This window comes from Microlunatus panaciterrae (genome assembly GCF_016907535.1).
GTDB classification, from domain to species: Bacteria; Actinomycetota; Actinomycetes; order Propionibacteriales; family Propionibacteriaceae; genus Microlunatus; species Microlunatus panaciterrae.
On sequence record NZ_JAFBCF010000001.1, the window covers coordinates 1,389,399 to 1,405,328 of the forward strand.

The 15,930-nt window shown below is 68.7% G+C and carries 15 protein-coding genes; 10 read left to right on the forward strand and 5 right to left on the reverse strand.

Annotated elements, in window-relative coordinates; all coding sequences use genetic code 11:
- Positions 1-207: 207 nt before the first annotated feature.
- Genes JOE57_RS06320 through JOE57_RS06330 form a run of 3 tightly spaced genes read right to left on the reverse strand, consistent with a single transcriptional unit; the run spans position 208 to position 2,850 of the window.
- Positions 208-795, reverse strand: coding sequence for a hypothetical protein (locus JOE57_RS06320; protein ID WP_204916899.1), 588 nt, complete (start codon positions 793-795; stop codon positions 208-210).
- Positions 788-1,828, reverse strand: a complete 1,041-nt coding sequence (locus JOE57_RS06325) for a Gfo/Idh/MocA family protein (RefSeq protein WP_204916900.1) — start codon at positions 1,826-1,828, stop codon at positions 788-790. Before JOE57_RS06325 ends, JOE57_RS06320 begins: the two co-directional genes overlap by 8 nt.
- Positions 1,825-2,850, reverse strand: coding sequence for a Gfo/Idh/MocA family protein (locus JOE57_RS06330; RefSeq protein ID WP_204916901.1), 1,026 nt, complete (start codon positions 2,848-2,850; stop codon positions 1,825-1,827). The genes JOE57_RS06325 and JOE57_RS06330 overlap by 4 nt, the downstream gene beginning before the upstream one ends.
- Before the next feature lie 84 nt (positions 2,851-2,934).
- Here JOE57_RS06330 and mshD point away from each other — a divergent pair, with 84 nt between their 5' ends.
- The 8 genes from mshD (at position 2,935) to JOE57_RS06370 (ending at position 12,177) form a co-directional block, all read left to right on the forward strand.
- Positions 2,935-3,861: a mycothiol synthase gene (gene mshD, locus JOE57_RS06335; protein WP_204916902.1), complete on the forward strand. Its 927-nt coding sequence runs from the start codon at positions 2,935-2,937 to the stop codon at positions 3,859-3,861.
- Entirely contained in the window at positions 3,861-6,002 is a 2,142-nt protein-coding gene (locus tag JOE57_RS06340) for an RNA degradosome polyphosphate kinase (protein WP_204916903.1), read from the forward strand. Before mshD ends, JOE57_RS06340 begins: the two co-directional genes overlap by 1 nt.
- Entirely contained in the window at positions 5,999-6,877 is an 879-nt protein-coding gene (locus JOE57_RS06345) for an NUDIX hydrolase (protein ID WP_204916904.1), read from the forward strand. Before JOE57_RS06340 ends, JOE57_RS06345 begins: the two co-directional genes overlap by 4 nt.
- 201 nt (positions 6,878-7,078) lie before the next feature.
- Positions 7,079-8,218: a phosphate ABC transporter substrate-binding protein PstS gene (gene pstS / locus JOE57_RS06350; protein ID WP_204916905.1), complete on the forward strand. Its 1,140-nt coding sequence runs from the start codon at positions 7,079-7,081 to the stop codon at positions 8,216-8,218.
- Positions 8,219-8,296: 78 nt separating this feature from the next.
- The gene (pstC, locus tag JOE57_RS06355; RefSeq protein WP_204916906.1) at positions 8,297-9,433 is read left to right on the forward strand and encodes a phosphate ABC transporter permease subunit PstC; all 1,137 of its coding nucleotides are present in this window, start codon (positions 8,297-8,299) and stop codon (positions 9,431-9,433) included.
- Positions 9,430-10,329 carry a phosphate ABC transporter permease PstA gene (gene pstA, locus JOE57_RS06360; protein WP_204916907.1) on the forward strand — a complete coding sequence of 300 codons (900 nt, stop codon included), beginning with the start codon at positions 9,430-9,432 and terminating at the stop codon, positions 10,327-10,329. The genes pstC and pstA overlap by 4 nt, the downstream gene beginning before the upstream one ends.
- Before the next feature lie 33 nt (positions 10,330-10,362).
- Positions 10,363-11,139 (forward strand): phosphate ABC transporter ATP-binding protein PstB, encoded by a 777-nt coding sequence (pstB, locus tag JOE57_RS06365; protein ID WP_204916908.1) that lies wholly within the window; start codon positions 10,363-10,365, stop codon positions 11,137-11,139.
- Between the two features lie 75 nt (positions 11,140-11,214).
- Entirely contained in the window at positions 11,215-12,177 is a 963-nt protein-coding gene (locus JOE57_RS06370) for a DUF2510 domain-containing protein (protein ID WP_204916909.1), read from the forward strand.
- 131 nt (positions 12,178-12,308) lie between these two features.
- On the opposite strand, the gene JOE57_RS06375 is transcribed toward JOE57_RS06370, so the two are convergent.
- Positions 12,309-13,289 carry a glycoside hydrolase family 3 N-terminal domain-containing protein gene (locus JOE57_RS06375; RefSeq protein WP_239578861.1) on the reverse strand — a complete coding sequence of 327 codons (981 nt, stop codon included), beginning with the start codon at positions 13,287-13,289 and terminating at the stop codon, positions 12,309-12,311.
- Between JOE57_RS06375 and JOE57_RS18585 the strand changes: the two genes are divergently transcribed.
- Positions 13,288-13,644, forward strand: a complete 357-nt coding sequence (locus JOE57_RS18585; RefSeq protein ID WP_239578862.1) for a hypothetical protein — start codon at positions 13,288-13,290, stop codon at positions 13,642-13,644. The two genes, JOE57_RS06375 and JOE57_RS18585, sit on opposite strands and share 2 nt — an antisense overlap.
- Before the next feature lie 66 nt (positions 13,645-13,710).
- Positions 13,711-14,289 (forward strand): biotin transporter BioY, encoded by a 579-nt coding sequence (locus JOE57_RS06380; protein ID WP_204916911.1) that lies wholly within the window; start codon positions 13,711-13,713, stop codon positions 14,287-14,289.
- A 184-nt stretch (positions 14,290-14,473) separates the two neighbouring features.
- Here JOE57_RS06380 and JOE57_RS06385 read toward each other — a convergent pair whose 3' ends face one another.
- On the reverse strand, positions 14,474-15,859 hold the full coding sequence (locus JOE57_RS06385; protein ID WP_204916912.1) for a mycothione reductase: 1,386 nt from the start codon (positions 15,857-15,859) through the stop codon (positions 14,474-14,476).
- Positions 15,860-15,930 lie beyond the last annotated feature (71 nt).

Here is a 15,930-nt window from a genome sequence, read left to right on the forward strand (position 1 = left end):
GAATTCTCGCGTTCTGATGAGTTCGAAGCAGGAAGCGCCACTCGCAGCCGAATTCTCGCGTTCTGATGAGTTTTCGATCGGGGCAGGGGATGTATCGGGCGACCGTACGGGACGTACGGGAGCGGGCTCACGTACGGGACGGGCGAACCTGGTGCACGGGACGGGCGGACCCGGGGTACGCGACGTAAGGGGGCGCGACGACCCCGCTCAGTCCTCGTCGCCGGGGCGCGGGGCCCTGGGGTTGGCACGGCGCAGCAGGGCCCGCATGTGCGTCGGGACGGTCCCCGGCGGCCCGCTGGTCCGCAGGTACTGGACGCCGGCGCAGATCTGGGCCGCGATCATGGACAGCAGGGCGAAGGCCAGCAGCACCGAGGCGGTGGCGGACCAGCCAGCCGCACCGCTCGCGGCGACACATCCCCACAGACCGACGATCAGCACCAGATAGGACACCAGGTGCAGGATCCAGGAGATCCGCCGCAGCGGGACCAGGTCGACGTCGCGCTGTCCCTTCCACTCCGCCATCGCCCGGAGCCAGGCGAAGTGCTGGAAGGAGCAGATGAGCAGCAGCAGCACACTGCTGACCAAGGCCGTGACCATCGCCGCCCGCCCGGTGACGCTGGCGAAGCTCTGCGGATACGTCAGTTGAGCAGCCACCGTCAGGATGACGGCGACCAGAGCGAGCAGGTTGCCGACCTGGGTCAACCGCAGATGCGGCGTCATCCTGGCGACGATGGCCGGCTGCTCTCTGGCGCCGTAGGCGCCGATGTCGTCCGGCCGGTACTGCTCATCACGCATGGGCTGAGTTTCCCAGGTCCACCGCCACCGGAGCGTTCTGCTCGTCCGAGCGGTAGGCGGCCAGCGCGATCGCCGTGGCCAGCAGCCCATCGCGACCCGACGGCGTCGGCTGGCGGCGTTCGCGGATCGAGGTCAGGAACTCCCGCACCATCTCCCGGTTGGGGTCGGCACCGAACCGGAGCCACTTGGTCTGCTGGCTGGTGGCCAGCATCTGCTCGCCGAAGGGATCGGCCTGCACCACGCCGTCGGTGCCGACCACCTCCAGGGTCAGCCCGCCCCAGACCGGGTAGTGGCCGAGACGGCTCCAGGAGGCGTCGATGTTGGCGATGGTGCCGTCGGAGAACGTGATCGACACCAGCCCGCCGGTGTCGATGTTGTGCTGGGGCGAGATCATCCGGTTGGTTTGGGCGTACACGGTGGTCGGGATCGCACCCGTCAGCCAGCACATCAGGTCGGCCAGGTGCACGGTGTGGTCCATCACGCAGCCGCCACCGGCGAGGTCCTTGTCAGCGAACCAGCCACCCGGGCAGCTGCCCGGGTTGGCTCCGGACAGGGCCGCGATCTTGCCCAGCCGACCGCCGTGCGCGAGTGCGGCCACGGTGATGATCTGGGGCGCGAACCGGAGCGGGAAGGCGGTCATCAGGCCGACGCCGGCCCGGTCACAGGCGTCGATCATCGCCAGCCCGTCCTCCACCGAGGTGGCCAGCGGCTTCTCGGTCAGCACATAGGCGCCGGCTGCTGCGGCACGTTCGGTCAGCTTGCGGTGCTCGGAGTTCTCCGCGCAGATCACCACGCCGTCGAGGTCGCGGGCCAGCAGCGCCTCGTAGTCGCCGACGAACTCCACCCCGGCCGCGGCCGACGAGCTCGCACCGCGGGCCGGGTCAAGGTCGGCGGCCAGCACCTCGGCCCCGAGCGCCTTGAGCAGCGACACCAGGCCCGGGGCGTGGACATGGGCGTACGACATCACGCCGATCCGCAATCCCGTACCCGGCAGCTTGAGGCCGGTCATTGTCTGCTTTTGCTGCTCGTTCACCATGTCGCTCCTGCCATTGCCTGCCAGCTTGTTGCGGACCGCTGCATGTCTGAGGGCAGCGGCTCGGGTACCTGCGCCTGTCCGGTGCGGGCGGACTCCCGTACGGCGATGGCCACCGACAGAGCGGCGATCGCATCCACCGGGTCGACCCTCGACGGGGCGCCGAAGGCAACCGCGGCGAGCAGCTCCTTCAGCTCGGCGGCGAACGGCGTTGCGCCGGCCATCACCGGCAGCAGCCCTGCGGTGCCCAACAGGTCGGGCCGGTCGGCCCGCAGCGAGGAGTGGTCCTGGTTGTCATGGTTGATGATGCCGTCGGTGCAGGCGATCTCGAAGGAGGTCTCGAACCCGCCCGCCAATCCCCAGCACGCGTTCAGCTGGGTGAGTGCCCCGCTGGTATGGGTCAGGGTGGCGTACGCCTGCGTCTGGGCGCCGCCGTACTTCGGCAGTCCGGCCTGGGCGAACACCCGCTCCACGTCACCGGCGAACCAGATCGCCTGGTCGATGTCGTGGATCATCAGGTCGACCGCGATGCCGCCCGACAACGCCTCGTCGTGCATCCACTCGTTGCTCCGCGGCTGCGCGCTGGCTCGACGGAACCGCAGTACCGCCGGCTCGCCGTACTCGCCGGTCGACACTGCCCGGTGCGCCGACTCGTACTCGCCGAAGAACCGCACCACCTGGCCGATCTGCAGCGGGACGTCGCGCTCGCGGCAGTAACGCAGCGTGTCGACCGCCTCGGCGACGGTCAGGGCCAGCGGCTTCTCGCAGATGATCCGGAGCCCCGCGTCGGCCGCGGCGCGGATGATCTCCGGATGCGTGTAGCTGGGGGTGCAGATGTCGACGACGTCGACGGCGGACAGGATCGACTCGAGCGAGTCGTGGGGGGTCACCCCGGCCGGCACCGGCTTCTCGGGCAGGTGGTCGTAGCCGTGGATCTCCAGATCCATCTCCTGCCCGACCACCTCCCAGGCCGCCAGGTGTGCTGCCGAGATACCGCCTAGGCCAATCACTCCGATGCGCATGGCCAACCAGCATAGATCGGCCCTGCCGCGCCCTCCCACCGAGGTGCGCCCGGCCGGACCGTCCTCAGGCACTACCGTTTGGACATGATCACGGTGACCGCTGAGCTGACCGAGGAGCAGCGCCGCCAGATCCTGCACCTGGTGGCCGCCGCCGACCGCGTCGACGGCTTCTCGGCGCTGAACGAGGCGGGGCTGCTGGCGCTGCGACATCCGGCCGGTGACGTCTGCCACCTCGTCGCCACGGAGGCCGGCGAGCTCGTCGGCTACGCCCAGCTGCACCATGATCGTCCGACCTCGACCGGAGAGCTGGTGGTCGCACCGGGGCGACGCGGCCAAGGGGTGGGTCATCAGCTGCTGGTAGCCCTGGTCGGGCAGGCCCGGTCCCCGCTGCAGATCTGGGCCATCGGTGACTCGGCGGCGGCCCGTCGGTTGGCTGAACGGGAGGGGTTCCACCGGGTCCGGGAGCTGTTGATCATGCGCCGACGGCTCGTCCAGCTGCCGCCCACCCCGCCGCTACCGGCCGGCGTCCGGATCCGTACCTTCGAGGTCGGCCGCGACGAGACGAGCTGGCTTCGGCTGAACGCGGTCGCCTTCGCCCACCATCCCGAGCAGGGCCGGCTCACCCGGGCTGACCTGGCCGTCCGGTTGGCCGAGGACTGGTTCGACCCGGCCGGCTTCTTCCTGGCCGAACGCGGCCAGGAGCTGGTCGGCTTCCACTGGACCAAGCAGCATCCGGGCCGCCTCGGCGAGGTGTACGTCCTCGGTGTCGACCCGACGGCCGGCGGCGGCGGACTGGGCCGGGCCCTGCTGGTGCACGGGCTGCAGCACCTGGCGGCGGTCGGCAATACCGAGGTGGAGCTCTACGTCGAGGCGGACCACGAGCGCGCTGTGCGGCTGTACAGCGGGTACGGCTTCGAGGTCACGAACCGGGACGTGATGTACGCGCTGCAAGATAGCCTCGATGGCAACGGGCCGCATACGATGCAGACCCAGACACTGCAGGAGAGCTGATGGACTCGATCGACACCGAGTACGTGGCCGCGGAGGCGCGGACCGGGCGCGACCTCGAGACGACGGCCGACTTCTCCCTCCCGCAGGACCGTTTCTCCGACCGCGAGCTCTCCTGGCTGGCCTTCAACAATCGGGTGCTCGACCTGGCCAAGGACCGCGACCGGGTGCCGCTGCTCGAGCGGGCGAACTTCCTGGCGATCTTCTCCTCCAACCTGGACGAGTTCTTCATGGTCCGTGTGGCCGGCCTGAAACGCCGGATCGCGGCCGGCGTGGCCGTGCCCACGGTGAGCGGCCTGATGCCGAGGGAGGTGCACTCGGCCATCCTGAGCAAGACGCGCGAGCTGGTGCTCGAGCAGGCCCGGGTGTTCCAGCAGGAGGTCCGCCCCGAGCTTGCCGAACACGGGATCGAGATCCTGCGCTGGGACGAGCTGGACGCCGGCGAGAAGGACCGGATGAACGAGCTCTTCGCGGAACGGATCTTCCCGGTGCTGACCCCGCTCGCGGTCGATCCGTCACACCCGTTCCCCTATATCTCCGGACTGTCGATCAACCTGGCGGTGCTGGTGAAGAATCCCGAGACCGGGGTGCGGCAGTTCGCCAGGGTCAAGGTGCCGACCGTGCTGCCACGGTTCCTGCTGCTGTCCGAGGGGCGCTACGTGCCGCTCGAGGACGTCATCGCCCGGCACCTCGACCAGCTCTTCAGCGGCATGCAGGTGGTTCAGCACCACACTTTCCGTGTCACCCGGAACGAGGACGTCGAGGTCGAGGAGGACGACGCCGAGAACCTGCTGCTCGCGCTGGAGAAGGAGCTGCTGCGGCGCAAGGTGGGCCGCCCGCCGGTCCGGCTGGAGGTCGAGGACGACATCGACCCGAAGATGCTCGAGCTGTTGATGAGCGAGCTGGACATCAGTGAGAAGGAGGTCTTCCCGCTGCCGGGTCCGCTGGACCTGCGCGGGCTGTTCTCGCTCACCGGGATGGATCGGGCCGAGCTGAAGTACCCCGCCTTTCTGCCGTCCACCCATCCGCACCTGGCCGAGGTGGAGACCGCCCAGCCGGCCGACATGTTCGCTGCGCTGAAGCAACGCGACGTGCTGCTGCACCATCCGTACGACTCGTTCGCAACCAGTGTGCAGCGGTTCATCGAGCAGGCGGCGGCCGACCCGCACGTTCTGGCGATCAAGCAGACGCTGTATCGGACCTCAGGCGACTCCCCCATCGTCGATGCCCTGGTCGAGGCGGCGTTGGCCGGCAAGCAGGTGCTCACCCTGGTGGAGATCAAGGCGCGCTTCGACGAGCAGGCCAACATCGGCTGGGCCCGAACGCTTGAGCAGGCCGGCTGCCATGTGGTGTACGGGGTGGTCGGGCTGAAGACGCACTGCAAGCTGTCGATGGTGGTGCGCGACGAGCCGGACGGGCTGCGTCGCTATGCGCACATCGGGACCGGGAACTACAACCCGAAGACGGCCCGGATGTATGAGGACATGGGGTTGCTGACCGCGAACCCGATCGTCACCGAGGACATCGGCCGGCTCTTCAACCACCTGTCCGGAATGTCTCAGGAGACCCAGTACCGACGGTTGCTGGTGGCACCGCACGGGATCCGCACCGGCCTGCTGGACCGGATCAACAACGAGATCGCCAACCACGAGGACGGCAAACCGGCCGGGATCAAGATCAAGGTCAACTCGCTGGTGGACGAGGCCATCTCCGACGCGCTCTACCGTGCCTCGCAGGCCGGTGTCAGCGTGGACCTGTGGGTCCGCGGGATCTGCACCATCCGGCCGGGTGTCCCCGGTCTGAGTGACAACATCCGGGTCCGCAGCATCCTGGGCCGCTTCCTCGAGCACAGTCGGCTGTTCTGGTTCGCCAACGGTGGTCAACCCACCGTCGGCATCGGGTCGGCCGACCTGATGCACCGCAACCTCGACCGGAGAGTCGAGGTGCTGGTGTCGATCACCAACGCCGCGCACATCCAGGAGATCAGCGAGCTCTTTGACATCGCCTTCGACCAGGAAACGGTCGCCTGGGAGCTGGACGCCGATGACATCTGGACCCCCCGCACCACCGACGGTGACCACAACCCGCTGATCGACATGCAGGAGTTCCTGATCACGGCCAAGAGCCGACGCCGCTCGAAATGAGGGACGTCCTCGCCGGTGGGGCCGTGGTGACGCGCGTCAACCAGACGCGTGGCACCGAGGTGGTGATCATCCACCGGCAGCGCTACAACGACTGGAGCCTGCCGAAGGGCAAGCTCGACCCCGGGGAGCCGATCCCTGCTGCGGCCGTCCGTGAGGTGATGGAGGAGACCGGAGTCACCATCAGGCTGGGCGCGCCGCTGGACACGGTCCGCTACAACGCCGGCAAGAACGGCATGAAACGGGTCTCCTACTGGACCGGCACCGTGCTCGACGTCATTCCGCGCGCGCCCGACGAAGAGGTCGACGTGGTGTCCTGGCTGCCGATCAAGGCGGCTTTGGCCCGGTTGACCCGCGATCACGACAGGATGCTGCTGCAGCAGGCGATGGAGCAGCCGGCGACCACGCCGTTGATCATCATCCGGCACGGCAAGGCGATGGACCGCAAGGACTGGTCCCACCCTGACCCGGCTCGGCCGATCAGTGCCCGCGGCCGCCGCGAGGCCGTCGGGCTGATCCCGATACTGAAGGCCTACGGGGTGACCGAGCTGATCAGCTCCACCTCTGCGCGCTGCGTCAGCACCCTACTGCCGTACGCGCAGCGGCAGAACCTGGTGATCGAACGTCGCGGCCTGCTGAGCGAGGAGGAGGGCGGCGAGGACGAGAAGGGAGTTCAGCGGCTGATGCGGAGCATCGCCGCCCAGGCCGCCGAATCAGGCCAGCCGACGGCGGTCTGCGGCCACCGTCCGGTGCTGCCGCAGATGCTCGCCGCGCTGGACATCGTGCCACGCCCGATGGCACCCGGTGAGTGCATCGTGGCCCATCTGACAGCCGACGGCGCGACCCACGCCATGGAGCACTACCGCCCGCAGGCCTGAGCCCACCGCGAACACCGGGCGCGGGCTCACCCTGGACTGACCCTCCACCAGGGTGCCGACCAGGCGCAGCGCCGACTGCACGCAGACCATTCACCTTCCGTTCATCTCGGCAGCGGATTCTGGTCACCTCCGCTCCGTACGTTCACGCGCAGTAGGGGGCATCGGGCCCCCCATGCCTCCGAAGGAACAACAGACGTGACGATGAACCGCCCAACCGCTTCTCGTTTGGCCAAGCTGGCCGCTGTCGCCGCACTGGGCACGTTGAGCCTCGCAGCCTGCGGCTCCGATCCCGTCGCCACCAACGGAAGCGAGCCCGGCGGCTCGACTTCCTCCTCGTCCTCCAACCTCGCCTGTCCTGCCGGCAGCCTGACGGCCGAGGGATCGACCGCCCAGGGCAACGCCATCGCCGAGATCATCTCCGCCTACGGCTCGGCCTGCTCCGACAAGGCCACCATCGAGTACAACGGCACCGGCTCCGGTGCCGGCATCAAGTCCTTCTACAACGGTCTGGTGGACTTCGCCGGCTCCGACTCGGCGCTGAAGAGCGAGGAGAAGGACGGTGTCGTCGAAACCGACAAGGCCAAGCAGCGCTGCCAGGGCAACGAGGCCTGGAACATCCCGATGGTCGTCGGACCGATCGCTGTCGCCTACAACGTGGACGGTGTCGACAAGCTCGTGCTCACCCCGGAGGTGCTGTCGGGCATCTTCAACGGCACCATCAAGACTTGGGACGACCCGAAGATCGCCGCCCTCAACGACGGAGTGACGCTGCCGAAGGCCAACATCACGGTGTTCTTCCGCTCCGACGAGTCGGGTACGACGGAGAACTTCACCAAGTTCCTCTCCGGCGCCGGCAAGGGCGCCTGGAAGCAGGAGCCGGGCAAGAAGTGGACCGGCACCGGAGAGGGCAAGAACAAGTCCTCCGGCGTCGCGCAGGGTGTCACCTCGACCAAGAACTCCATCTCCTACATGGAGTGGAGCTACGCCAGGGACAACAAGCTGAAGACGGCCCAGATCGACAACGGCGCCGGACCGGTCGAGCTGACCGGTGAGGCGGTGGCCGAGGCTGTTGCCGAGGCGAAGGTCAAGGGCACCGGCAACGACCTGGCCCTCGACATCAAGTACGCCGACACCGCCAAGGGCGCCTACCCGGCCCTGTTGGTGACCTACGAGATCGTCTGCAGCAAGGGCCTGGACGCTGGCAAGACGGCCCTGGTCAAGGACTTCCTCGGGTTCTTCGCCAGCTCCGAGAGCCAGAAGTCGCTCGAGGAGATCGGCTACGCACCGCTGCCGGCCCAGCTGCAGACCAAGGTCACGGCCTCCATCGCCGCGATCCAGTGATCGGCTGACGACCACCCGTGGTCGTCCCGCCGCCCGCGTCGCGGGGGCGGGACGACCTCGACCGAGCAGGAAGTGCACATGTCCGTGACCGATATCAACAAGGCCCGCCGGCTGGACCGGTCCGGCTCCCCTGTCGACCCCGACGATGCCGTGGACTCGGAACACACCGCAACCGGGCGCACAGCGGCGCCTGCGCGCGGCTTCAGGCACACTTCTAGGGTGTCTACCCACAGCAGCGACGCCGATACGGCGACCGCAGTCCCAACCTCCGGCCGGGGCGTCAAGCTCGCCAAGATCAGTCGGCGCGGCGACCGGATCTTCTTCGGCTCGGCCGCCGGTTCGGGCGTCGTCATCGTGCTTCTGGTCCTGTTCGTCGGCCTCTTCCTGCTCGCCCTCGCCCTGCCGAGCCTCGCCGCCGACAAGGCCAACTTCCTGGCCTCGAGCGAGTGGAAGGTGGCCGGCAACGAGCTCCGGTTCGGTATCGCCGGCCTGCTCTGGACCACGGTGCTGTCCTCGGTGGTGGCGATGGCGATAGCCGTGCCTATCGCCATCGGGGTCGCGCTGTTCGTCACCCAGTACGTCCCCCGCCGGGTGGCCGGCCCACTCGCGTTCATGGTCGACCTGCTGGCGGCGGTCCCCTCGATCGTCTTCGGGCTGTGGGGGATCGCCGTACTGGCGCCCCGGCTGCAGCCGGTGACCCGGTGGCTGTCGGACACGTTGGGCTGGTTTCCGCTGTTCCGACCGGGGCTGACCTCGGACGGCACGGTTTTCGTCGCCGCCGTGGTGCTCGCCATCATGATCCTGCCGATCGTCTCCGCCATCTCCCGCGACGTGTTCGAACGCACCCCGCGCGACCAGATGGAGGCGGCTCTCGCGTTGGGCGCCACCCGGTGGGAGATGATCCGCACCGCGGTGCTGCCCTACGGCCGCTCCGGCGTCATCAGCGCCTCGATGCTCGGTCTGGGTCGGGCGCTGGGCGAGACGGTCGCGGTGATGATCATCCTGGCCCAGCCTTCGGAGGGTGAGCGGTTCAACCCGTCGCTGTTCGCCGGCGGCGAGACGTTCGCCAGCAAGATCGCCAACAACGCCCAGGAGTTCGACTCGCCGTCCAAGACCGGCGCCTACATCGCGTCCGGGCTGGTGCTGTTTCTGGTCACCTTCGTGGTGAACGCCCTGGCCCGGGTCATCGCCGAACGGGGAGGGGCCAAGTCATGAGCGTCACCACCTCGGACAAGCTCGACTTCCGCCGGCCCAGCGGGTCTCGGACCGCCAAGAACGCCACCGCCACGGTGCTGGTCGCCGCGGCCACCCTGGTCGCGCTGGTGCCGCTGGTATGGATCCTCTTCGCCGTCGTCTCCAAGGGCCTGCATCTGGTCCTCGACGCGAACTGGTGGCTGCAGAGCCAACGCGGGATCACGCCGCGCCGCGACGGTGGCGGCGCCTACCATGCGATCGTCGGCACGGTCGAGATGGCGCTGATCTGCGCCGCCATCGCCGTCCCGATCGGCGTTCTGGGCGCGATCTTCCTGGTGGAGTATGCCCGCGGCACGCGTGCGGCCCGGGTGGTCAGCTTCACAGTCGACATCCTGAGCGGGATCCCGTCGATCGTCGCCGCCCTCTTCATCTACGCCCTGCTGATCACCATGTTCGGCTTCGGCCGGTCGGCGGTGGCGGTGTCGTTCGCCCTGGTGCTGCTGATGCTGCCGACGGTGCTGCGATCCACCGAGGAGATGCTCAAGCTGGTGCCGGACAGCCTCCGGGAGGCCGCGTACGCACTCGGTGTGCCGAAGTGGAAGACCATCCTGCGGGTGGTCGTGCCGACCGCGTTCAGCGGCATCGCCACCGGGGTCGTGCTCGGTCTCGCCCGGGTGATGGGAGAGACCGCGCCGCTGCTGATCCTGGTGGTGTATGCGCAGGGCATCAACTTCAACCCGGCCTCCGACACCATGGCGGCGCTGCCGACCATGATCAACACCGGTCGCGACCAGGCCCCCACCATGCCCGGCTACGAACGGGTCTGGGGCGCCGCGCTGACGTTGATCGTGATCGTGATGCTGCTCAACCTGCTGGCCCGTGGCATCGCCCGGCTGGGCAAGATCAAGGACAAGTGACCATGCACCACAGCGAGAACGGAAGCACCCTCGATGGCTAAGCGCATCGACGTCAAGAACGTCAACATCTTCTACGGCTCCTTCCACGCGGTCGAGGACGTGTCGATCACGGTCCAGCCACGCACCGTGACGGCCTTCATCGGACCCTCCGGCTGCGGCAAGTCGACCGTGCTGCGGACACTGAACCGGATGCACGAGGTGATCCCCGGCGCGTACGTCACAGGCACCGTCGAGCTCGACGGCACCGACCTGTACGGGCCGGGTGTCGACCCGGTGGCGGTCCGCCGGGTGGTCGGCATGGTCTTCCAGCGCCCCAACCCGTTCCCGTCGATGTCGATCTTCGACAACGTCGCCGCCGGCCTGCGGCTGAACGGGGTGAAGAACAAGAAGGTGCTGGCCGAGGCGGTCGAGCGGTCCCTGATCCATGCGAACCTGTGGAACGAGGTCAAGGACCGGCTGGGCAAGGCGGGCGTCAGCCTTTCCGGCGGCCAGCAGCAACGGCTCTGCATCGCCCGGGCGATCGCGGTGCAGCCGCAGGTGTTGCTGATGGACGAGCCGTGCTCCGCCCTGGACCCGATCTCGACGCTGGCGATCGAGGACCTGATCCAGCAGCTGAAGGAGGAGTACACGGTGGTGATCGTGACCCACAACATGCAGCAGGCCGCCCGGGTCAGCGACCAGACCGCCTTCTTCAACCTGGCGGCTCAGGGCAAGCCGGGACGGCTGATCGAGATGGGCACGACCGAGAAGATCTTCTCCAACCCGGACGAGAAGGCCACCGAGGACTACATCACCGGTCGGTTCGGCTGAGCGATCCGGCAGTTTGTCGACTCGACGCACGGCCGGAGGGCGTGGAGGAGACCTGCGCCTGCATAGAATCGACCGGTGAGCAAAGCAGGGTGGTATCCGGATCCGGGCGGCCAGCAGGGTCTCTTTCGCTATTGGGACGGCCGCGCCTGGTCGGCAGCCACGTCGCCCAACCCGAACGCGGCGCCGCCGGTACAGGGGCTGGGTGCCGCCAGTGCACAGACCCCGGCCCAGCCCGGTGCCGGCTACCCGGGACAGGCGTACGGGCAGCAGGGCATGGGCCAGCCGGGCTACGGCCCGCAGGCCGGCGGAGCGTACGCCAACTACCAGCAGACCCAGAAGAAGCGGTCGCCGGTGGGCTGGTGGATCGGCGCAGCCGCACTGCTGGTGGTGATCATCATCGTGGTCGTGCTCGCGGTGCGCTCGATGGGTGGCAACGGGCCGTTCGCGGGCGGGCCAGGTGGCGGTGGTCAGCCGTCGGAGGATGTCTGCCCGCAGCAGCAGGCGCAGACCGCCTCTCCCCCGTCGCACCCGAACGACGGCCGGGTCCACGGCGGCCCGATCTCCTATCCGCTGCTACCCGCTCCGTGGGGCGCTCCGCAGGGCGACACCCGGGTGCCGTTCGGCAGTGACGTGCAGAGCCAGATCGTCACGGTCGAGGAGAACTACCAGCCGGGCAACAGCTGGGTCGCCTCGGTCCTGGTCGGTGAGCTGCAGGCCGGGGACGGCTTCTACACACCCGAGCAGGGCGCCGGCATCGTCGTGAAATGCATCCTCGGCGCCTTCTATGGCGACAACGAGGTGCAGCGGGCGGACAAGAAGAACCAGAAGATGACCGTCGACGGTCACGACGCCTGGATTGTGGAGTCGCAGCTCTCCTTCAACATCGAGGGCCTGAAGACCAAGGGCGAGCTGCTCATCGTCGTCATCGTTGCCACCGGCGCGACCGCCGGGCTCTACTACGCCTCGATCCCGGACACCCGACCCGAGCTGGTGCAGCCGGCCCGCGACGCCCTGGCCGCCCTCAAGGTCGACCAGTAGGTCCCTGCCCGCGGTGCTTCCTGCCGTACGGGGGCGAGCCGCGGCGTGCGTTCGCCGACTGTGCAGACCGTGGGCACTCCGTGCAGACGTCTGGCGGCCTGCACGGAGCAACGAGGGTCTGCACGGTGGGCTCAGCCGCAGTCGGCCAGACCGCGCCGCTCCTTCATGGTCAGCACCCGGGTGACCTTCGTGGTCAGCCGAGCGGCGAACTCCGGGTCGTCCCGGGCCTCGGCCCGTACCGCCCTGACCATGGCCGGAGCGAGGCCGGGGTCGCCCATGATCACCAGGTCGCCGCCGGCGTCCAGGAAGCGCAGCGCCCGCTGGCCGGGACTCAGCCCGGAGACCGCCTTGCCCGCCAGGTCGTCGGAGATCACCACCCCGCGGAACCGCAGGTCCTGGCGGATCATCCCCTCGATGATCGTCCGCGAGTAGGGCCCCGGATGGTCGGGGTCGATCCTGCTGTAGGTCGCCGACGAGACCATCACCATGTCGACGCCGGCGCGGACGCCGGCCGCGAACCCGCGCAGGGCGGGGTCGTGCCTGGTGGTGGTCGAGTCGACCACCCGGGTGGCGAAGTCGGTATTGCCGCGGACCCGTCCCAGCCCGGGGAAGTGTTTGACACTGGTGGCGATCCCGGCGCGGTCCATGCCGGTGGTGAAGGCGGTCACCTTGGCGGCCACCGTCCTCGGGTCCGAGCCGTACCCTCGGCGCAGCCGGCCGATCGGCTGGTTGACATTCAGCAGCGAGGCGGGCACGACGTCGGCGACGGGTGCCAGGTCGGCGTCGATACCGGCCCGGTGGAGCTGCTCGCCCCAGCTCTCGGCGTCGCGGGTGAGCCTGCTGTCGGACAGCTGGGCCTGGTCCAGCGCCGAGGGGATCCGATCGAACCCGGACCCCTGCAGCCGCTGCACCAGCCCGCCCTCCTGGTCGGCGGCGAGCATCACCTGGATCCCGTGTGGGGCGGCCACGACCCGGCGTACCGCACGAGTCACATCCTTGACCGCAGTCGAGCCGGCCTGGGTATTGCCCAGCAGGATCACCGAGCCGGCGTGCGCCTCGGCCAGCGTCGACGCCTCATCGGTGCTCGGGCCCCCAGAACCGATCCCGATCATGAAGAGCTGCCCCACCTGCTCGTTCAGCGTGAGGCTCGCGGCGAGGCGTCCGCAGCCCGACGCCGGGGTGGCGGATCGGGTCGGGGTGCCCGACTTCGCCGAGGTGGACGGGGAGACGGTCGGCTTCGTGGGTCGAGATGATGCGGTGGAGCCGGTCGGGCGGGGCTGCGAGGGGCTCGTCGAGGCCGGTGACGACTGGCGGGTCTCGGTCGGGGCGGTGCTGGACGATGTCGACGGTCTGCTGCAGCCGGTGCCGCCGGTGAGCACCAGCGCTGCGACCGCCGCGACCAGGGACAGCGAGCTCCGGGGGCGGCGCAGCATCGATATCTCTCCTCATTTCAGCAACTGGGCCTGATTCTTGACGGCGCCTCGGACTGCCCTAGTGTTACCTCATCCGCGTCATCGCACTGGAGGATCACCTATGTCGAGCATCACCAGCGTAAGCCCCCGCACCCTCGCCGATGCCATCCCCGGCGGCCTGGCCCGCAATGTCGCGCTGGTCCTCGGCGGAGCCGGCTTCGTGGGTATTGCGGCTCAGCTGGCCGTCCCGCTGCCGTTCACGCCGGTGCCCCTGACCCTGCAGACCTTCGCGGTGCTGCTGACCGTCTCGGTGCTGGGCAGCCGTCGCGGTCTGCTCTCGATGGGGCTGTACCTGGTCGCCGGCGCAGCGGGAGTGCCCTGGTTCGCCGGCGGCAGCTCGGGCTTCACCTCCGCCTCCTTCGGCTACATCGTCGGCTTCGTGCTGGCGGCCCTGGTCGTCGGCCACCTGGCCGCCCGCGGCGCCGACCGTACCCCGCTGAAGGCGGCCGGTCTGATGGTGCTGGGCAACCTCGCCATCTACGCCGTCGGTGTGCCGTGGCTGATGGTGATCGCACACCTGTCGCTGCCGACCGCTCTCGCTCTCGGCGTGGTCCCGTTCCTGATCGGTGACGCCATCAAGATCGCCGTTGCGGCCGGGGTCCTCCCCGCTGCCTGGAAGGTCATCAACTCCCGCCGCTGAGGCCGCCGCCGCGCGCCTTCTCCCTCTTTGGCGCTTGTCGGTTTCCCAAGTCAACTAGGGAAACTGACAGCGCCCGTACGACGAAGCCAGGGAAACTGTCACTGAGCCAGGGGGATTTCCCTGGCTACGTAACAGTTCCCCAAGTCGACTTGGGAAACCGACACGCGACCGCGGCCGGGGCGGACTACTGATCATCCCCGAGGGGAAGGGCCAGCAGGGCGTTCTCGACCAGCTCCGCGAGGGCCGGGTGGATCCAGTACTGCCCCCGAGCCATCTCCCGCGCCGGGAGCCCGAAGCTCATCGCCTGGATCAGCGGCTGGATCAGCGAGGAGGCCTGTGGGCCGATCAGGTGGGCGCCCAGCAGCAGACCGGTGTCGGGGTCGGCCAGCAGCTTGGCGAAGTGGTCGGTGTCCTCCATCGCCCAGCCGTACGCGATCGAGCCGTAGTCCTGGATCACGCTGACGTAGCGGACGCCCTGCGCGGTCGCCTCCTGCTCGGTGAGACCGACAGAGGCGACCTGCGGCTCGGAGAAGACGGCATGCGGGACGAACCGGTGATCACTCTCGATCATGGCCGCCGGATGCAGCAGGTTGTGCTGCACCACCCGCATCTCGTGGTTGGCCACATGCTTGAGCTGATGGTTCGACGACAGGTCGCCCAGGGCGAAGATCCCCTCCGCCGTGGTGCGTTGGTGCTGATCGACGACCACGTACCCCTCGTCGTCCATCTCCACCCCGGTGGCGGCGAGGTTGAGGGTGTCGCCGTTCGGCACCCGACCGGTGGCCAACAGCAGCACGTCGGCCTCCACCGAGGTCGAGCGGCCGTCACGGTCCGCCGACGTCACGCGCACCCGATCGCCGGGCAGTCGCTCGACCCGCTCGAAGGTCCGGTCGAGCTGTACGTCCACGCGACGCGAGATCAGCTCGGTGAAACGGCTGGAGACGTCGGCGTCCTCGGTCCGCAACAACGCACCGGAGCGGTTCAAGATCGTCACCCGGGTGCCGAAGGCGGAGAAGATGTGGGCGAACTCCGCGGCGATGTAGCCACCACCGATGATGATCATCGACCCCGGCAGCTCGTCCAGCCGCATCACCGTGTCGGAGGTGTGCGCGGTCACGCTGTCCAGGCCGGGGATGTCGGGGATCAGCACCCGGCTGCCCGCCGCCAGCACGAACTGGTCGGCGGTGATCGTCTCGCCGGTTCCGGTGTCCAGCGTCTTCGGCCCGGTGAAGTGCGCCTCGGCGCGGTAGAGCGTCACGTTCGGGTTCGCACCGCGCCACTGCTCACCCGCCGCCGAGATGGGGTCGATCCGTCCGAAGATCCGGTCACGGATCTCAGCGAACCGCACCTTGTTGAGCTGCAGCTCGACCCCGAGCCGCTCGGCCGGCTCGACACTGGCGGCCAGGTCGGCGGGATAGACGAACATCTTGGTCGGGATGCAGCCGACGTTGAGGCAGGTCCCGCCGAAGGTGCCCTTGTCGACCAGCGCGATCTCCAGGTCGGCGAACCGTTCGTCCGGGATGGAGTTGCCGGAACCGCTTCCGATGATGCAGAGGTCGAAATGACGCATAGGCCTATCGTGCCAGCGGCCCACTGCGGCCCCGTTGACCGGGCTCGTTGGCGTCCGGCCTTCGTACGTCT

Excerpts from the sequence above, each read along its gene's own strand:
- JOE57_RS06320 (WP_204916899.1), bottom strand. The coding sequence starts at position 795 with ATGCGTGATGAGCAGTACCGGCCGGACGACATCGGCGCCTACGGCGCC.
- JOE57_RS06330 (WP_204916901.1), bottom strand. The coding sequence starts at position 2,850 with ATGCGCATCGGAGTGATTGGCCTAGGCGGTATCTCGGCAGCACACCTG.
- mshD (WP_204916902.1), top strand. The coding sequence starts at position 2,935 with ATGATCACGGTGACCGCTGAGCTGACCGAGGAGCAGCGCCGCCAGATC.
- JOE57_RS06340 (WP_204916903.1), top strand. The coding sequence starts at position 3,861 with ATGGACTCGATCGACACCGAGTACGTGGCCGCGGAGGCGCGGACCGGG.
- JOE57_RS06345 (WP_204916904.1), top strand. The coding sequence starts at position 5,999 with ATGAGGGACGTCCTCGCCGGTGGGGCCGTGGTGACGCGCGTCAACCAG.
- pstS (WP_204916905.1), top strand. The coding sequence starts at position 7,079 with ATGAACCGCCCAACCGCTTCTCGTTTGGCCAAGCTGGCCGCTGTCGCC.
- pstC (WP_204916906.1), top strand. The coding sequence starts at position 8,297 with ATGTCCGTGACCGATATCAACAAGGCCCGCCGGCTGGACCGGTCCGGC.
- pstA (WP_204916907.1), top strand. The coding sequence starts at position 9,430 with ATGAGCGTCACCACCTCGGACAAGCTCGACTTCCGCCGGCCCAGCGGG.
- pstB (WP_204916908.1), top strand. The coding sequence starts at position 10,363 with ATGGCTAAGCGCATCGACGTCAAGAACGTCAACATCTTCTACGGCTCC.
- JOE57_RS18585 (WP_239578862.1), top strand. The coding sequence starts at position 13,288 with ATGAAGAGCTGCCCCACCTGCTCGTTCAGCGTGAGGCTCGCGGCGAGG.
- JOE57_RS06375 (WP_239578861.1), bottom strand. The coding sequence starts at position 13,289 with ATGATCGGGATCGGTTCTGGGGGCCCGAGCACCGATGAGGCGTCGACG.
- JOE57_RS06380 (WP_204916911.1), top strand. The coding sequence starts at position 13,711 with ATGTCGAGCATCACCAGCGTAAGCCCCCGCACCCTCGCCGATGCCATC.
- JOE57_RS06385 (WP_204916912.1), bottom strand. The coding sequence starts at position 15,859 with ATGCGTCATTTCGACCTCTGCATCATCGGAAGCGGTTCCGGCAACTCC.